Origin of the sequence: Paenibacillus etheri, from assembly GCF_001012825.1 — a bacterium.
GTDB lineage: Bacteria > Bacillota > Bacilli > Paenibacillales > Paenibacillaceae > Paenibacillus_AQ > Paenibacillus_AQ etheri.
The window spans coordinates 801,979-818,394 of sequence record NZ_LCZJ02000018.1 but is presented as its reverse complement, the minus strand read 5'-3'; the positions used below and the strand labels follow the sequence as shown (position 1 = coordinate 818,394).

Sequence of the window (16,416 nt, the reverse complement as noted above, 5' to 3'; positions counted from 1 at the left end):
TTTGATGATACACATCATTTATTATAGCTAACGTCGATGCAATATTCCATGGTAAAGTATATGTAGAGGAATTAAAATATTTTGGAGGCCGATAATTTATGCTTACAGAACAACAGATTTATGGAATTTATGTCCCCGTGGTCACCCCGTTCAATGCTGCTGGTGAAGTCGATTTGGATTCGTATCAGCGTTACGTAAAGAACATTATTAACAACAGCATACAAGGTCTGGTCGTTAATGGAACCACCGGTGAATCGCCAACTGTAACCGTAAATGAAATGCAGCTTCTAGTAAACACTTCTCGTGAGCTTTTACAATCAACATCTATCCCCTTAGTAGTCGGTACAGGAACCAATGACACAGCTTCTACGGTAGCACGCACAGAGATCGCAGCTAACCTTGGTGCTGATTGCGCGCTAGTAGTCGTCCCTTATTATAGTCGTCCTTCGCAAGAGGGCATCATTGCCCATTTCCGCAAAGCAGCAGAAGTAGGCATTCCGATCATGGCTTATGACATTCCAAGTCGTACTGGTACTGCTATGACCTTAGATACTGCACGTACAATCCTAGAAATGAATAATGTTGTCGGATTAAAAGACTGCTCGGGCAGCACCAAAATGGTTACTGAGCTAGTTCGTACAGGTACTAAACCTGTGCTTGGCGGCGACGATTCACTCTTTTATGAAATGCTTAGCTGCGGAGCATCTGGAGGTATGCTTGCTACTGCGAACGTTTATCCAGCAGAATGTATCCGTATATACGAAGCCTTCAAATCGGGTCAATTAGACTTGGCAAAAGAAAACTTTGAACAACTACTGCCGATCATCCGTCTCTTGTTCAAGGAATCGAATCCCGCTCCAATCAAATGGATGCTTAGCCAGAATGGCCTAATCCATTCGGATACGCTTCGCCTTCCTATGACTTCCATCAGCACAGCGCTTCAGCAAGAGCTTAGTTCTTATGTTCAGGACAGTTCCATTGAAGCGACCGCATAAGAGAAAATACAACAGCCGTTATACAGTGAGGAACTGTTTAGCGGTTGTTTTTTATTGTTAATCATCAGAAAACAAAAAAACCATCAGATTTCTCTGACGGTTTTGAGATCTTACTATAAAAAACGTTCAGCGTTCAAACTAACTTATCTGCTGCTCGTTTGTCTTCCTTTTGTGAACCACTCGGACTTTGGCTTTAGTGGAGGATTAGACTTAGACTTTGCTTTGGCTGGTTTAGTTGCCACTGATTTTGATGCTGATGGTTTAGCTGCTGCTGGTCTGGAAGTCGATGGTTTAGAAGAAGCAGACCTAGAAGCAGATGGTTTCGAAGATCTTTCTGTCTTCATTTGCGTTTTACGAGACATCGGATACGGGTGATCCTTCACTTCTGGAATCGATTTTCCGATCAATTTCTCGATATCTTTAAGGAACGGAAGCTCTTCAGATTCGCAAAAAGATATTGCCGTTCCACTTAACCCAGCTCTACCCGTACGACCGATCCGGTGCACATAGGTTTCTGGAATATTTGGCAAGTTGAAGTTGATTACATGAGACAGCTCATCAATATCAATTCCTCGCGCGGCGATATCCGTAGCTACAAGAACGCGGGTTGCACCACTTTTAAAATTCCGCAATGCATTCTGACGATCATTTTGCGATTTATTGCCATGAATGGCTTGAGCAGAAATATTCACTTTTGCTAGGTCACGTGTAACACGGTCTGCACCACGTTTTGTACGCGTAAACACCAGAGCAGAAATAATCGATTTATCCTGTAACAGAAGATTTAATTGATTTTGCTTATTTCCGTTCTCCAATAAATAGATCGATTGATCAATTCTATCCGCAGTAGATGACACGGGTGTGATTTCTACTTTCACTGGATTCACAAGCAAGGTTTTAATCAATTTAGAGATCTCAGTAGGCATCGTTGCCGAGAAGAACAGTGTTTGTTTCTTCGTAGGCATTTTGGCGATAATTCGTTTCACATCATGGATAAAGCCCATATCTAGCATACGGTCAGCTTCATCCAAGACAAGAATTTGGACATACTGCAAATCCACACGTTTTTGATTGATCAGGTCGATAAGTCTACCTGGTGTAGCAATAAGAATATCAGCACCTTGATTCAGGGCACGTTCTTGCACTTTCTGTGATACACCACCAACGATGGCAGCTGAACGGATATCTGTGTATTGGCTATACGCTTTTATGTTGTCAGCAATTTGAATCGCTAGTTCTCTTGTCGGTGTTAAGATTAATGAGCGAATGCGTCGCACATTGTTTGATTTGCTTGGACTTATTTGTTCGCTTAATAATTGAATAATAGGTACAGAAAATGCAGCTGTCTTTCCTGTTCCCGTTTGAGCACATCCAAGTAAATCTCTACCTGCTAATACAGCTGGGATCGATTGCTCCTGTATAGGTGTAGGTGATGTATAGTTTTCTTTGGTTAAAGCCTTTAAAATCGCAGGCATAATATTCAGTTCGTTAAATGTCATTCTAGTCTCCTTAATTTCTAATACATATATTCTTAACATTAAATCCTTTTCTCACGTCATAAACAATAATCATAACACAATTAGTCACATAATAATAGATATTCTTTATCATCACACCAATTTTCATTAAAAATCCATTTCAGGATACGATCCATTTTACTCTTGCATGTACAATTAACTTCTGCAATTTTACTGAGCGTACTTTTTGATGAGCAATCTGACTCAGTTGCAGCTATTCATGAAAATGAAACCCAAATCAGTACAAATAATAGTTAATAAGAGCTATACAGTCCGATACCTTAGAAAAACACATCAAAAACTGAAATAGCTACATTACAATCCGAAAAATGTTTAAGTAGGCGTATCAGCCATATAACGTTTCTTTTGCACAGAAAACAAACAAAAAAACGGAGGATTTCTCCCCCGCTTCTTATCATTGGTAATTATGAAGACTAGTCTACGATTTCTGCAGTGTCGCCATTGTTGGCACCAGCAGCATTAGCTTCGTCTGTATCAATATGCATATCAAGTTTGAAGCTGTCGGATACACGAGCAATTACGTTCTCCAATACAAGACCGCGGTCGCCACCAAGACGAACTTTAAGCAATTGCTTATCTGCAATGCCCCAAGCTTCAGCTTCGGAAGTGTGAAAGTGAATGTGACGAGCTGCGATGATAACGCCTTGTTCTAATTCAACTTCACCAGCAGGTCCCTTAAGTGTAATACCAGGTGTTCCTTCAATATTTCCAGATTCGCGAACTGGAGCTTTCACGCCAAGTGCGAAGGAGTCAGTACGGGAAATTTCTAATTGGGAAGCCGGACGAGCAGGTCCCAAAATTCTTACCTTATCAAATTTACCTTTGCTACCGATAACTGCTACTTGTTCATTTGCTGCAAATTGTCCTGGTTGGGAGAGTGGTTTGAACTCAGTTAATTGATATCCTGGGCCAAACAGAGCCTCCACGTGCTCTTGCGTAAGGTGAATATGTCTAGCCGACACACCTACGGGTACAGTCTTACTCATTGTAAAGTCACTCCTTGTATTTTCTCTAGTATCTGTACAAGCCATTAACCATTATACATCTTCTTACCCAAAAATAAAAAGGGCTTCATCATAACGAAGCCCCTTTTTTCGACAATTTATGTTTTTTGCACAAGATTGTCATGGTTTAGACACCTGAGAGGGCAAGTTTGCGCTTAAAAAAGTGGTTGCATTGTCATACATCCAACCTTTCACAGTATCCTCTGGATAATAACGAAGCAGCTGCTCTATAAGATCAGGGTATTTTCCCGGATGCTCCAACTGCTCTACCCAAGTATCAATGCCGTCAAAATCAGAGCCAAACATCATATATTTCTCTCCGCCGAGACTACATACATGTTCAATGTGCTTTAACAAATCATCTATGCGAGCCTTCCCTTCATCACATACAAACCACGGATAAAAGGTCAGGCCCATTCTTCCATCCATTGCAATTAAAGCTTTAATCTGTTCATCATTTAAATTTCTAACATGCCCACATATAGCTGCAGCGTTCGAATGGGAGGCAATAAACGGACGATTGCTTAAATCAGCCAACTCCCAGAACCCCGCTTGTGACAAATGCGACACATCCAGCAGCATTCCACTGTGGTTGCACCATTCTACCAGCTTTCTCCCTTTCTCCGTAAATCCACCATTACGCTTCTCTAGCACACCATCTGCTGCCCAGTTCGCATAATTCCAAGTCACACCAAGAAACCGTACTCCAAGTTCGAAACAGAGCTGAGCATAAAACAAGTTCCCTTCTAAGCCGTCTACGCCCTCCAGAGAGAGCATTGCTTGTGGAGGTGCGCCTACTAATCGATTCCCCACTTGCTCCTTCCACCGTAACCACTGAAGCCCATCTGTGTTCACTATCTTTTGCCTAAAGAGATCAATTTGCCCTAGAACATGTTCAAAGCTAGGTTTACCTCTGGTTGCTGAAAGATATATTGCAAAACATTGCAGCTCCACTCCACCAGAAGCCAGCCGCTCTGCAGTAACATCTAATCGAGGATCATTGTGAAAATTTATATCCGGAGAAGCTTGCATTTTGCTTAGCACATCACAGTGGAAATCCGCTACCTTAAGCTTATCAATCCTCATTCCACAACCTCACTTTCTCGCAGTTCCAGCCGTACATTTCATTTCCAAATGCCTATTTCTGATACTATGCAAAAAAACGCCAGACTATAAATCAAAAGCAAAAAACCTGTTTACATAAGTAAACAGGTTCATTCATTCTATAGGTCTATTATCTGGGTTCAACAATCAGTTTAATCGCGGTCCGATCTTCTCCATCAATCACTATATCAGTGAACGCAGGAATGCAGATCAAATCTACTCCGCTTGGTGCAACAAATCCCCGGGCAATGGCAACTGCTTTGACTGCTTGATTCAGTGCTCCAGCTCCAATAGCTTGTAATTCAGCCGATCCACGTTCACGAAGAACACCTGCTAAAGCGCCGGCGACGGAATTTGGATTGGATTTAGCTGATACTTTTAATACATCCATAGTAAGTACCTCCCCTGGGAAAATAATGGTGTTCTTCCACTACTTTAGATGTTATTCGCGAGAGAAGAAATAATTCCTTCTTTTTACGGACCACGTCTTCCAAAAACGGATTAAAAGATACTCTTTTACGATATGAAAAATATCACACTTTACCCTAACTCGGCGAAATTACCCGGATTAAACTATCACTTTGCTCTTCGCTTAGCTCATAACCCATTCATCTTCACGCAGTCGTATCTTCTCTAGACGAGTCGCCGCACCAGTAGTTTCATCTAATTCTGCAAATAAACCGTGAAGCTGCCACTTGCCTTCATCGACAACAAATCGTGCTGGAAGCTGAGTTGTGAACTTATAAAGTACTGCATCTCTTTCCATACCCAGAATTCCTTCGCTTGAACCAACCATGCCCGCATCGGTCAAATACGCAGTTCCTCCTGGTAAAATCACATCATCATTCGTCTGGACATGAGTATGTGTCCCCACAACAATCGATGCACGACCATCCATGAAATACCCCATAGCGATTTTCTCAGAGGTTACCTCTGCATGGAAATCGACAAGAATACATTTATGATCTCTACGAAGCTCTTCCACAATTTCTTCCCCAACACGGAAAGGACAATCAATAGCAGGTAAAAATGTCCGGCCTTGCAAATTTACTATGGCCAGTTCTTTACCGTTACCTTTAACAACTGTATAACCTCTTCCTGGTGTTCCTGGCGGAAAATTAGCAGGGCGAATAATCCGAGCCTCGTCATCGATGAACTCAAAAATATCTTTGTTGTCCCATGTGTGATTTCCCATAGTTATACCGTGAACGCCCCAGTTAAAAAATTCATTAGCGATCGCCTTGGTGATCCCTCTACCGGCAGCAGAATTTTCACCATTAACAATAATGATATGTGGCTGATATTTACTTTTTAAAGAGGGTAACATCTCACGAAGAGCCTTTCTGCCAACATTTCCAACGATATCTCCAATAAATAGTACTTTAATGATTCTCTCCCCCTAATCTTAACCGCTATATCTAATGGATAAGTCCTCATATTTAAAAGAAAAAAGGCCCCGCTTAGGGGCCAATTCTCAACAAATATAAGAAAGTATAAGTTACATCTTATTCCTTAACCTTATATTCCACCTATTTAGCGTATTCAACAGCCCGTGTCTCACGAATAACGGTAACTTTGATGTGTCCTGGATAATCCAGTTCACTTTCAATCATCTTCGTAATATCGCGAGCAAGACGGAATGCCTCTGCATCGTCAATCTTCTCTGGCTGTACCATCACGCGTACCTCACGGCCCGCCTGAATAGCAAATGATTTCTCAACGCCTTCGAAGGACTCTGAGATTTCTTCCAGTTTTTCTAGACGTTTAATATACGTTTCCAGTGTTTCACGGCGAGCGCCAGGTCTTGCTGCGGACAATGCATCAGCTGCACCAACCAACATCGCAATAACCGAGGTAGCTTCGCAATCTCCATGATGAGACGCGATACTGTTGATAACAACCGGATGTTCCTTATATTTCTTCGCTAGTTCAACGCCGATCTCAACATGCGATCCTTCTACTTCATGATCCAGCGCTTTGCCGATATCATGGAGCAATCCTGCACGTTTTGCAAGCACGATGTCTTCCCCAAGCTCACCGGCCATCAGTCCAGTTAAATAAGCAACCTCCATGGAGTGCTTCAATACATTTTGACCATAGCTTGTACGGAATTTCAGACGACCCAGAATCTTGATCAAATCTGGATGCAATCCGTGAACACCCACTTCGAAAGTAGCTTGTTCACCATATTCGCGAATTCGTTCGTCCACTTCTTTGCGAGATTTTTCCACCATCTCTTCAATACGAGCGGGGTGGATCCGTCCATCTGCCACTAGTTTCTCAAGTGCCGTACGGGCAACTTCACGGCGAATTGGATCAAATCCCGACAAAATAACTGCTTCCGGCGTATCATCAATAATGAGGTCGATACCTGTAAGAGTTTCGAGTGCACGGATGTTACGGCCTTCACGACCGATAATCCGACCCTTCATCTCTTCGTTCGGCAGGGTAACAACTGAAACCGTTGTCTCCGCTACGTGATCAGCTGCACAGCGCTGGATAGCGAGTGTAATGATTTCACGGGATTTCTTATCCGCTTCCTCTTTCGCCTGCTGTTCAATTTCTTTGATCATTTGAGCCGTTTCATGGCGAACTTCTTGCTCAACATTGCTAAGAATAATACTTCTTGCATCTTCGATGCTTAAATTGGAAATTCGCTCCAATTCAGTAACTTGGTTTTTGTAAATAACATCAATTTGCTGTTGGGTTTCATCAATTCGTTTCTCTTTGTTAGCTACTTGTTCTTCTTTTCTTTCAAGCGATTCCATTTTTTTATCCAGAGATTCTTCCTTTTGCAGCATACGTCTCTCTTGCCGTTGGATTTCATTCCGACGTTCACGAGTTTCTTTCTCAGCTTCAGTACGGATTCTATGGACTTCGTCCTTAGCTTCCAATACTGTTTCTTTCTTCAGCGCTTCAGCGTCCTTCTTCGCATTTTCTACGATGACAACAGCTTCTCTTTCTGCGCTTTGAATTTTAGCTTCTGCAAGGGATTTACGAATAAAATAACCGAACCCAAAGAATAATGCAGCTACAACGAGAACGATAATGACCCAGATCCATGCTTGCATCTGTTCACCTCCTCGTTGGTTCCTCTCCAAGGTATACCCCTGGGAATTGTGCAGTTGTTAAACTATCCGTTCATCACCATACAAAAAACCGGTAAACAACCGATTGCCATACTGCACATGCTGCACATGCACACTGCCCGCCTTATCCGGCGATTACATTTCATATGAGTTGTACGCGAACCGTTTTAAAAAGTCCCCTTTTTGGGAAGGAAAAAGGATTCTTACTTTATGCCGATTCATGTTATATTTTATTATTTATAAAAAGACATTGTCAAGAGAGTCGATATGCGCATTAATGTCAAGAGAATCAGTGAGTCTAGTAAAATTCCTCATCTTCACCCTCATAATTGTCTTCCTCAAGTAAAGTATTGATCACTTGTCGCACCATATCACCCGAGAATCCGCGCCGCATTAAGAAGGCTCCGGTCTTTCTGCGCTTATCTGTAGCTTCACCACGAATAAGATTCCATTTCTTACGACCAATCTGAAGTGCACTCTCTAGTTCTTGTTCAGGACTGACATTCTCCAGTGCTTCCGAGATCAAGGTCTTGTCGATTCCTTTCTCACGCAGCTCTTGGCGAATCCACATTTTCCCCTTACGCTGGTTCGTAATGCGTTGCTCTGCCCATTGCTTTGCATACAAAGGGTCATCAAGAAATCTTTCCTGCTGTAGCCGTTGCACCACTTCCGCAATAATAGTCTCCCCTATTTCCTTCTGCCGTAAACGGCGAGTCATTTCCATAGCGGTTCGTGGCTTCCGTTCTAGATAACGAAGTCCTTCTACATAAGCTCGTTGTCGCTCATCAGCAACAACAATTCCCTCCAAATCGGCTTTCATAAAAGAATTCCCAGTAATCATCCGATATTTAATCATGACGTCTTCGTGTACAGTCATGTTATAGGCTCCGAAATGTATGATATAGCGGTGGTCCGATTTCTTCTGACGTTCGACCTTAGTAATTTCTAAAAGTTCTCCTTCAGGAAAATCAGATAGGACCTGTACGTCCTGCTCATCCGATTCAAAATCCATATCCAGCTGTATTACCATAGTTGCTTGTCACCTCATAGCTAAAGATCAGTTATGTTCTTACAATTTTTTAAGAAAAGACACCCTGCAACAATGAATCACAGGGCGTCCTATTCCTTAATTAATTATTCTATTGTTCGATTTCGAGAAGTAGCTTTTCTTCTTCCTCTTGCTCTGCAATGATCTCTGCTTCATTTGGTGCAGCAACAATAGTGGACAAGTTACTTGCTTCACGGATCTTGTTCTCAATGATGAGCGCAATATCTTGATGTTCCTTCAAGAACTGTTTGGCATTCTCACGGCCTTGGCCGAGACGTTCACCCTCATAGGAATACCACGCACCGCTCTTATTCACGATATCCATTTCAGTACCGATGTCTACAAGACTTCCTTCTCTGGAAATCCCTTCACCATACATGATATCAACATCAGCTTGTTTAAATGGAGGTGCTACCTTATTCTTTACAATCTTGATCTTGGTGCGGTTACCTACAACGTCGTTACCCATCTTAATACTTTCGACACGACGAACATCCAACCGTACGGAAGAGTAGAATTTCAGTGCCCGACCACCCGGAGTTGTCTCAGGGTTACCGAACATAACACCAATTTTCTCACGAAGCTGGTTAATAAAGATAGCAATTGTATTCGATTTACTAATGGCACCCGATAGCTTCCGAAGCGCTTGAGACATCAAACGAGCCTGCAGGCCGACGTGAGAATCACCCATATCGCCTTCAATTTCCGCTTTAGGAACCAAAGCAGCTACGGAGTCAACGACAATAATGTCTACTGCGCCACTTCGTACAAGTGCTTCAGCAATCTCAAGTGCCTGTTCACCCGTATCTGGCTGAGATAGTAACAATTCGTCAATGTTTACGCCCAAGTTACGTGCATACTTCGGATCGAGCGCATGCTCAGCATCGATAAATGCAGCTTGTCCTCCATGTTTTTGCACTTCTGCAATAGCATGAAGAGCAACAGTCGTTTTACCGGAGGATTCAGGTCCGTATACTTCAATAATACGTCCCTTTGGAAGTCCGCCTATACCTAACGCAATATCAAGTGCCAAAGATCCGCTAGGTACAACTTCCACTTGCATATGAGTGGATTCTCCCAGTTTCATGATCGAACCTTTACCAAATTGTTTTTCTATTTGACGAAGCGCCATATCAAGCGCTGCACGACGATCTGACAATCAGACCACTTCCTTCACTGTTTATAATAATATAATAACGTGTTTTCGAGGTCTTGCCAAGCTTTTTTTCGAACATACATTCGTTTTTTTTGTCTCAAGCGTTAATTATCCCTTTTATTGTAAGCCTCCCTCCGGACATAGAAGTTAACTGATTTCTCTACTTCACCGGACATCAACGACTTATGATCATAACCGAAATCTGTGATCAAAATCTCTGCAGATATACAAAAAACCGCAGCAAAGAAATCTCAGTGCCACGGTTCTTCCGTATGTTTCAATTATAGCTGGGCTAATCTCCCATTACAAGTCTGAACCCTCAAGTGGTGTCTCCACCTTACGTTCCTCAAGTCTACGCCATAGTCGATACAGCAGAGCTTTAACAGTACGCAGCCGGATATTCTCACGTGTCCCTTTAAGATTAAGCTCATATACCTCTGTCTTACGCCCGCGTTCAGCTAAACCTATAAATACAAGTCCAACTGGCTTTCGTTCAGAATAGCCTGGTCCTGCTACACCTGTTACAGATAAACCGAAATCACTATCCGCAATCATTCTTACCTGATCAGCTAACACTTCGGCAACTTCACGACTAACTGCCCCTGGAGCATCTGGCCCTTCCAAATAAGCACTTGGCACATTCAGAAGTTTTTTCTTTAGGTCGTTGGAATAACATACGATTCCTCCTGCAAACATCGAAGCACTACCTGGAATGTTGGTTATACTCTCCATCAGCAAACCCCCGGTACAACTCTCCGCCGCGCTTAAAGTCAGACCGGCATCTGCCATCCAATCCACAATTAACTGCTCCAGTGGCACATCAATATTCGCATATAAATGTTCTGGCAGAATCTCTTTGATCTGTTTCTCCAGAATCTCCAGCTTCTTGAAAGCTTCATGCTCGGAAGGCGCCTTTGTCGAAATGCGGACGGTTACCTCTCCCTCTTTAGCGTATGGAGCTATGGTTGGGTCTGTCTGGCTGTGAATTAGATCAATGAGCTTATCCTCAAGCAGGGACTCTCCGATACCGGCGAATTTAAGCATTTTAGAATAAAGTGGCATTTCTGTCGTTAGAGCATGCTGCTGAAGCCACGGCACAGCCTTATCTACGAACATTGGTTTCATCTCACGAGGCGGACCAGGAAGCACAATATAATATTTCTTTTCATGATCAAAAGCAATACCAACAGCAAGACCAATCTCATTTGACAAAGGTGTGGTTCCTTCAATTATAAGTGCCTGTTTACGATTATTCTCTGTCATTACGATCTTTCGATCGTCAAAGAAACGTTGTACATGATCCATTGCCAAACGATCGATATGGAGTGTTCGACCTAAAAAAGCAGCCAGTGCATCCTTCGTAAGATCATCTTCTGTCGGACCAATACCACCGGTAAAAATGATAACATCCGCTCTACTTTGAGCGATCTCAATGGCTTGTTGCAAGCGACTGCTGTTATCCCCAACTACGGTTTGAAAATATACATCAATCCCAATAGCAGCTAGCTCTATAGATAAAAACTGGGCATTACTATTCACGATTTGACCGAGCAAAAGCTCCGTGCCTACTGCAATAATCTCCGCTTTCATACCTGGCTTTCGCCTCCTCGTTATAATGTAGATACATTGCTTTTAGGGTTTAAAAAAGGTAATAGGTACATTCCCTATTACCTCTCCTATATGTAGCTACTTAAAATGCTTAAGCATTATGCAGCTGTAGCAGCTCCTTATTCTTCACAAAATAATCAATTCCAGAGTAAATAGTGATCAAGGCCGCAGCCCAAATGGCAATATCGTCTACAGGAATGCTGACGAATTGAAATGGGAAATTGTTCAACAACAGCAGTGAGATCGCTACAATTTGTACAACCGTCTTTATCTTACCCCATTTGCTGGCGGCAACCACTTTTCCCTCTAACAACGCGATCTGGCGAAGTCCGGTTACTGCGAACTCCCGACTTATGATAACAATTGCGATCCAAGAATCACATCTGCCCAGTTCCACAAGTGAAATCAGAACAGCAGAAACTAACAGCTTGTCCGCTAACGGATCAAGGAGCTTACCGAGATTGGTGACCATATTATATTTCCTAGCTATGTAGCCGTCTATTCCATCTGTGCTGGCTGCAAGCAAAAAGATTACAGCTGCTACTAAATGATTAACAGATAGCTGAAAAGAGCCCCAATGTATCGGTTCTGGATAAAAGCTGAAATCCACCAGTAAGAAAAACATCATAATCGGGATCAGGCAAATACGTGCTAGCGTGATGCGGTTGGGCAAATTCACTGAAGTTCCTCCCCTAAATCGTTCATACAAATTGCCTGAGTCAGGCTCATCTATTTCTACTTAAGCAAGTATATTATAGCTATAAATAGGTGTCAAAAAAAATACAAAGCACCCCGCATAATGGTGCTAATAAGCACTGCGGGGTACAAAATTCTATTTTAAGTTGTTGAACTGCAGGTCCAGCGGCAAATCAGCTTTACGCAAAATCTGGATAATTTGTTGCAAATCATCGCGACTCTTACCGGTTACGCGGATCTGATCTCCTTGAATCTGGCTCTTTACCTTCAATTTTGAATCACGAATCAGGATATTAATCTTTTTAGCATTCTCCTGATCGATCCCTTGTTTAAGACCTAAGCGCTGACGAACACTTCCTAGGGAAGCAGGCTCTACTTTGCCGAAATCCAAGTTCTTCAGCGTGATACCTCTCTTCACCATCTTCGATTGTAAAATATCAATAACAGCGTTTAACTTATATTCGTCCTCAGAGGCGATAATAAGTGCGTCTTTCTCCAGCTTCAGACTGCTCTTACTGTTCTTAAAGTCAAAGCGGTTGTCAATTTCCTTCTCTGTTTGATGGATCGCATTGGTTAATTCCTGCATATCCATTTTAGATACGATATCAAATGAACTTTCTGAACTCATAACTACACGTCCTTTGTACTTTTTAGTCTGCTACTATTATAAAAGAATGATACCCTTAAGTCTAATATTGGACAATATGTACCTCACCCGACACAGAAAACAGCCCCACATAGTGGAGCTTTTCCTTCGAAATGAGTTGTGTTCTAGGTAGAATTACGTCTCCAATGGAAGAAATCAGAGACGCACATTTCTAAATTCACTATCTGCTTCGGAGCGGGCTTCGAAACATATCCAGAATTCCAAGCACAATATGTGCAATACCGAACCCGAGAATTCCATAACCCCAAGCACTTGGTGTCATATAATATCCGATAAGACTGACAATAACCCCAAGTCCAGCTACAATCCAGCTAACTTTCATAAGAATATACACCTCGCTTTGGCTAAGAACTGGAAACAGTCTTATGTTCCCCGCAAAGCAAAAGTCTATGCATCAAGTTTCTTATTGACCTGATTCGTTAGTCTGACCAGTAGTATCTGTGGTTCCTTCATTCTGGGTCGTTTCACTTCCAGTACCATCATCCAGATTAAGTAGCAGACGAGATGAGGTCTTTTCATCAGTAATGACTTGTCCATTGACAGTAATCTCAGTAGCTGGTGAATAACCAGATTTAATATATATTCCTTCACTTCCAAGCACAAAGCTCATACGATCTCCTGCCGCTGTATTACCAAATGAGAGTTTCTCTCCTTTAGAGTTCTCACCTTTATACACCTCAAGCCAGCTAACCCCAGTTGCAGAAATCTCAACCTTCACTTCACTTCCAGCCGGAGCTGAAACCTTGAATTTTGTTGTTTTTCCTGATTTCCCATCCGGTGTAACTGTAATGGATTTCAGGGAAGGCGTAGGTGTTGGTACTGGCGTAGGCTCTGCAGTAGGCTCAGTTGTTGCTTCCGTTCCTGCCGAAGAAGTTGGCGCCACAACACCTCCTCCTGAAGCCGGTGGAGAGGTTTGAGCTGTCGTAGGATCCTGCTGTTCGTTCGTCAGATTCGTCTGATCAATCTGGTCAGGATCCGGTTTATTCAAACTAGAAGCATAAATGTAAATCACAACAATAATTAATATTGGGAATGTCCACATTAGCACTGTTGGCAGCCATTTTGCATTCCGTTCTGTTTCTGGTCTACGGCTGCGTTTTTGAATCACCGTTTCCATGGCCGTGTCTTCCGGAGGGGCAGGTACATTTCCATGCTCCTCAAGCAGTTCGTCAGGACTCATGCCTACTGCCTCTGCATACGTTTTGATAAACGCCCTAACATAAAAGCTTCCTGGTAGCACCTTATAGTCTCCAGACTCGATGGCTTCCAAATACTTTTTGCGAATTTTCGTTACTTCCTGGACATCGTCAAGGCTCATCCCTTTTTGCAGACGCGCCTCTTTCAATTGCCGGCCCAGTTCCGACATACCATCACCTCCTGTAAGTTTCAATGAATCATCATTGGTGTTTTATAGATCATCACTGTAGCTCGTCGTGAACGACTCGTACAATATTTCTTCATTTGGATTATTGCGAAGCTCGATAATAATATCAAAATCATCAAAAGTGTACTCGGATTCCCGCACGAAAATATCTGGATGCTCAATCACTTTCGTACTTGGCATGCTCATAACATTTTGCAATAAATTATAATGCTTCTCATTAGAGCGGATCGTACTGACAATACCATCAATAATAAATACATTATGTGGGTTCAACTCATCTTCTGCCAATTGACTTCGCACCGTCTGACGTAAAAGTGTCGAAGAGACAAATGTCCACCGCTTCATCGCGCACACACTGCCAGCAATGATCGATTCAGTCTTTCCTACACGGGGCATACCTCGAAGTCCTATTACCTGATTCCCATCTTTTTTAAACAATTCCCCGAGAAAATCGACCAATAGACCGAGCTCATCCCGAGTAAAACGAAAAGTCTTCCGATCATCTGAATCCCGTTCAATATATCGCCCATGGCGCACAGCCAGCTTGTCTACGAGTCTTGGAGACCGAAGAGCTGAAACTGTAATATTATCAACTTTCTTGAGCATTTCGCCCATCAGCATTATTTTGTCATCGTCATTAGTCTCCAGCAACATTCCGCGTGTCTTTCCTTCAACGCCATTAATCGTCAGAATGTTGACTTCTAGCATCCCTAACATAGAAGCGATATCACCAAGCAGACCAGGTCTGTTCTTGTGAATCTTGTATTCCATATACCATTGTTTATATTCCACTTGTACACCTCATAGATTCCTTTTCCCTGCACTTTGATATACATCAAAAAAATGCCGTTCAGACAAAGCGGTCTGAAACACGGGTCATGTTAATGATATATAAAATAAAAATGAAAGGCAAGGTCAGTCCTGTAATAATTGCAGAAAAGCTCCCACAAGGGGAGCTTTTCCGCAAGCTTAGGCGTTATTTTTCGCCAGCTTGACCATGAGTTTAGCAATCGTCTGCTTTTCTTCATCGTTGCCGACATCCCATAGCTCTTTGATCGCACGGTTTTGAGTGTTTGCTGGATCCACTTTTTCGTCGAGGAATTCCCCGATTTCAAAAGCAAGCTTTGAGATTGTGTCTTCACTCATCCCAAGTTTCTCCGCCTGTACAACTCGTTTTCCTAGAAATTTCTTCCAGGTCTCAAAATTTTTGATTACGCTATCGCCTTGTGTCATCTTAAATCCTCCTTCATGTTTACGGTCAAACACCTGCATACAGGCTGTAAGCCGCCTTACGTGAGATTTAAAAACAACACTTATAATATGTCTCAGACTCTGAATTCTTATGCTGGAGCTTTTCTCCAACTAAGCATCAAGTAATCCATCCACCGTTTGGACTTATAATTTGGCCAGTGATATACCCGGACTCAGGCAGAGCCAAAAAATAAATTAGTGAAGATATTTCATTAGGAGTAGCCAAACGTCCTACTGGAATTTCATCCTCCAGCATACGGACTTCATCCTCCTGTAAATTGGACAACATGTTCGTATTAACCGCTCCTGGAGCTACCGCGTTAACCGTTACACCAGATGGAGCCAGCTCTTTAGCTAAAGCCTTTGTAAAGGCATTCACCCCACCTTTGCTAGCCGAATAAGCTACTTCGCAAGAAGCACCAGTAATTCCCCAAACGGAAGAAACGTTGATAATACGACCATACCGCTGAGACACCATATACGGCATAAAGATCTGACTGCACATAAAGGTTCCCTTCAAGTTAATGGACATAATATCATCCCATTCCTCTTCGGTCACATCAGCTAACATTCCGTAATGCGATTTACCGGCATTATTGACGAGGATATCCGGCTGCATCCCATTACTCTCAAGCTTCTCAGCCATACGTACGATCTGACTACGATCCTTCATATCAGCGTTTACTGTCATTACCTTTGCTCCAAGGGACATACAGCGCCGGGCGACATCATTCGCAGCTTCATGTGAGTGTTTATAATGAATAACTATATTCATCCCTACAGAAGCAAACCGTTCCGCAATGGCGCCGCCGATCCCTCCGCTTCCCCCTGTAATGAGCACTGTCATTTCCCCTAGTGGTTTGCTGCTCTCTCCCA

At 42.6% G+C, this 16,416-nt stretch carries 17 protein-coding genes; 1 reads left to right on the top strand and 16 read right to left on the bottom strand.

All coding sequences use genetic code 11. The annotated features are described in order from the left end of the window. Positions 1-98 precede the first annotated feature (98 nt). Positions 99-995 carry a 4-hydroxy-tetrahydrodipicolinate synthase gene (gene dapA, locus UQ64_RS09280; protein ID WP_060623125.1) on the top strand — a complete coding sequence of 299 codons (897 nt, stop codon included), beginning with the start codon at positions 99-101 and terminating at the stop codon, positions 993-995. 143 nt (positions 996-1,138) lie between these two features. Here the strand turns inward: dapA and UQ64_RS09275 are convergent, their stop codons facing one another. The 16 genes from UQ64_RS09275 to ymfI all read right to left on the bottom strand — a co-directional run bounded on the left by UQ64_RS09275 (position 1,139) and on the right by ymfI (position 16,387). Continuing rightward, on the bottom strand, positions 1,139-2,494 hold the full coding sequence (locus UQ64_RS09275) for a DEAD/DEAH box helicase (protein ID WP_060623123.1): 1,356 nt from the start codon (positions 2,492-2,494) through the stop codon (positions 1,139-1,141). A 452-nt stretch (positions 2,495-2,946) separates the two neighbouring features. After that, complete coding sequence (pduL, locus tag UQ64_RS09270; RefSeq protein ID WP_042128797.1) at positions 2,947-3,519, bottom strand: phosphate propanoyltransferase; 573 nt, start codon at positions 3,517-3,519, stop codon at positions 2,947-2,949. 138 nt (positions 3,520-3,657) lie between these two features. Beyond that, positions 3,658-4,623 carry a dipeptidase gene (locus tag UQ64_RS09265; RefSeq protein ID WP_060623121.1) on the bottom strand — a complete coding sequence of 322 codons (966 nt, stop codon included), beginning with the start codon at positions 4,621-4,623 and terminating at the stop codon, positions 3,658-3,660. A gap of 148 nt (positions 4,624-4,771) precedes the next feature. Next, on the bottom strand, positions 4,772-5,032 hold the full coding sequence (locus UQ64_RS09260) for a stage V sporulation protein S (RefSeq protein WP_019910496.1): 261 nt from the start codon (positions 5,030-5,032) through the stop codon (positions 4,772-4,774). A gap of 201 nt (positions 5,033-5,233) precedes the next feature. Beyond that, positions 5,234-6,028 (bottom strand): TIGR00282 family metallophosphoesterase, encoded by a 795-nt coding sequence (locus tag UQ64_RS09255; RefSeq protein ID WP_042128805.1) that lies wholly within the window; start codon positions 6,026-6,028, stop codon positions 5,234-5,236. Positions 6,029-6,170: 142 nt separating this feature from the next. After that, the gene (rny, locus tag UQ64_RS09250) at positions 6,171-7,712 is read right to left on the bottom strand and encodes a ribonuclease Y (protein WP_060623120.1); all 1,542 of its coding nucleotides are present in this window, start codon (positions 7,710-7,712) and stop codon (positions 6,171-6,173) included. Between the two features lie 316 nt (positions 7,713-8,028). Next, positions 8,029-8,760, bottom strand: coding sequence for a regulatory protein RecX (locus UQ64_RS09245; protein WP_156417496.1), 732 nt, complete (start codon positions 8,758-8,760; stop codon positions 8,029-8,031). A 109-nt stretch (positions 8,761-8,869) separates the two neighbouring features. Then, positions 8,870-9,937 (bottom strand): recombinase RecA, encoded by a 1,068-nt coding sequence (recA, locus tag UQ64_RS09240; protein ID WP_060623118.1) that lies wholly within the window; start codon positions 9,935-9,937, stop codon positions 8,870-8,872. 300 nt (positions 9,938-10,237) lie between these two features. Continuing rightward, positions 10,238-11,524: a competence/damage-inducible protein A gene (locus UQ64_RS09235; protein ID WP_060623117.1), complete on the bottom strand. Its 1,287-nt coding sequence runs from the start codon at positions 11,522-11,524 to the stop codon at positions 10,238-10,240. A gap of 109 nt (positions 11,525-11,633) precedes the next feature. Next, positions 11,634-12,221, bottom strand: a complete 588-nt coding sequence (pgsA, locus tag UQ64_RS09230; RefSeq protein WP_042128813.1) for a CDP-diacylglycerol--glycerol-3-phosphate 3-phosphatidyltransferase — start codon at positions 12,219-12,221, stop codon at positions 11,634-11,636. 153 nt (positions 12,222-12,374) lie between these two features. Then, a complete protein-coding gene (locus tag UQ64_RS09225) occupies positions 12,375-12,866 on the bottom strand; it encodes a YajQ family cyclic di-GMP-binding protein (protein WP_042128814.1) in 492 nt (163 codons plus the stop codon). A 199-nt stretch (positions 12,867-13,065) separates the two neighbouring features. Beyond that, entirely contained in the window at positions 13,066-13,227 is a 162-nt protein-coding gene (locus UQ64_RS31230; protein ID WP_167348465.1) for a hypothetical protein, read from the bottom strand. Between the two features lie 81 nt (positions 13,228-13,308). Further along, positions 13,309-14,271 carry a helix-turn-helix domain-containing protein gene (locus UQ64_RS09220; RefSeq protein WP_060623115.1) on the bottom strand — a complete coding sequence of 321 codons (963 nt, stop codon included), beginning with the start codon at positions 14,269-14,271 and terminating at the stop codon, positions 13,309-13,311. A 42-nt stretch (positions 14,272-14,313) separates the two neighbouring features. Next, complete coding sequence (locus tag UQ64_RS09215) at positions 14,314-15,081, bottom strand: DUF3388 domain-containing protein (protein ID WP_060623113.1); 768 nt, start codon at positions 15,079-15,081, stop codon at positions 14,314-14,316. Positions 15,082-15,258: 177 nt separating this feature from the next. Further along, entirely contained in the window at positions 15,259-15,522 is a 264-nt protein-coding gene (locus UQ64_RS09210) for a DUF3243 domain-containing protein (protein WP_060623111.1), read from the bottom strand. A 136-nt stretch (positions 15,523-15,658) separates the two neighbouring features. Beyond that, positions 15,659-16,387 (bottom strand): elongation factor P 5-aminopentanone reductase, encoded by a 729-nt coding sequence (gene ymfI / locus UQ64_RS09205; protein ID WP_060623283.1) that lies wholly within the window; start codon positions 16,385-16,387, stop codon positions 15,659-15,661. Positions 16,388-16,416: the final 29 nt, after the last annotated feature.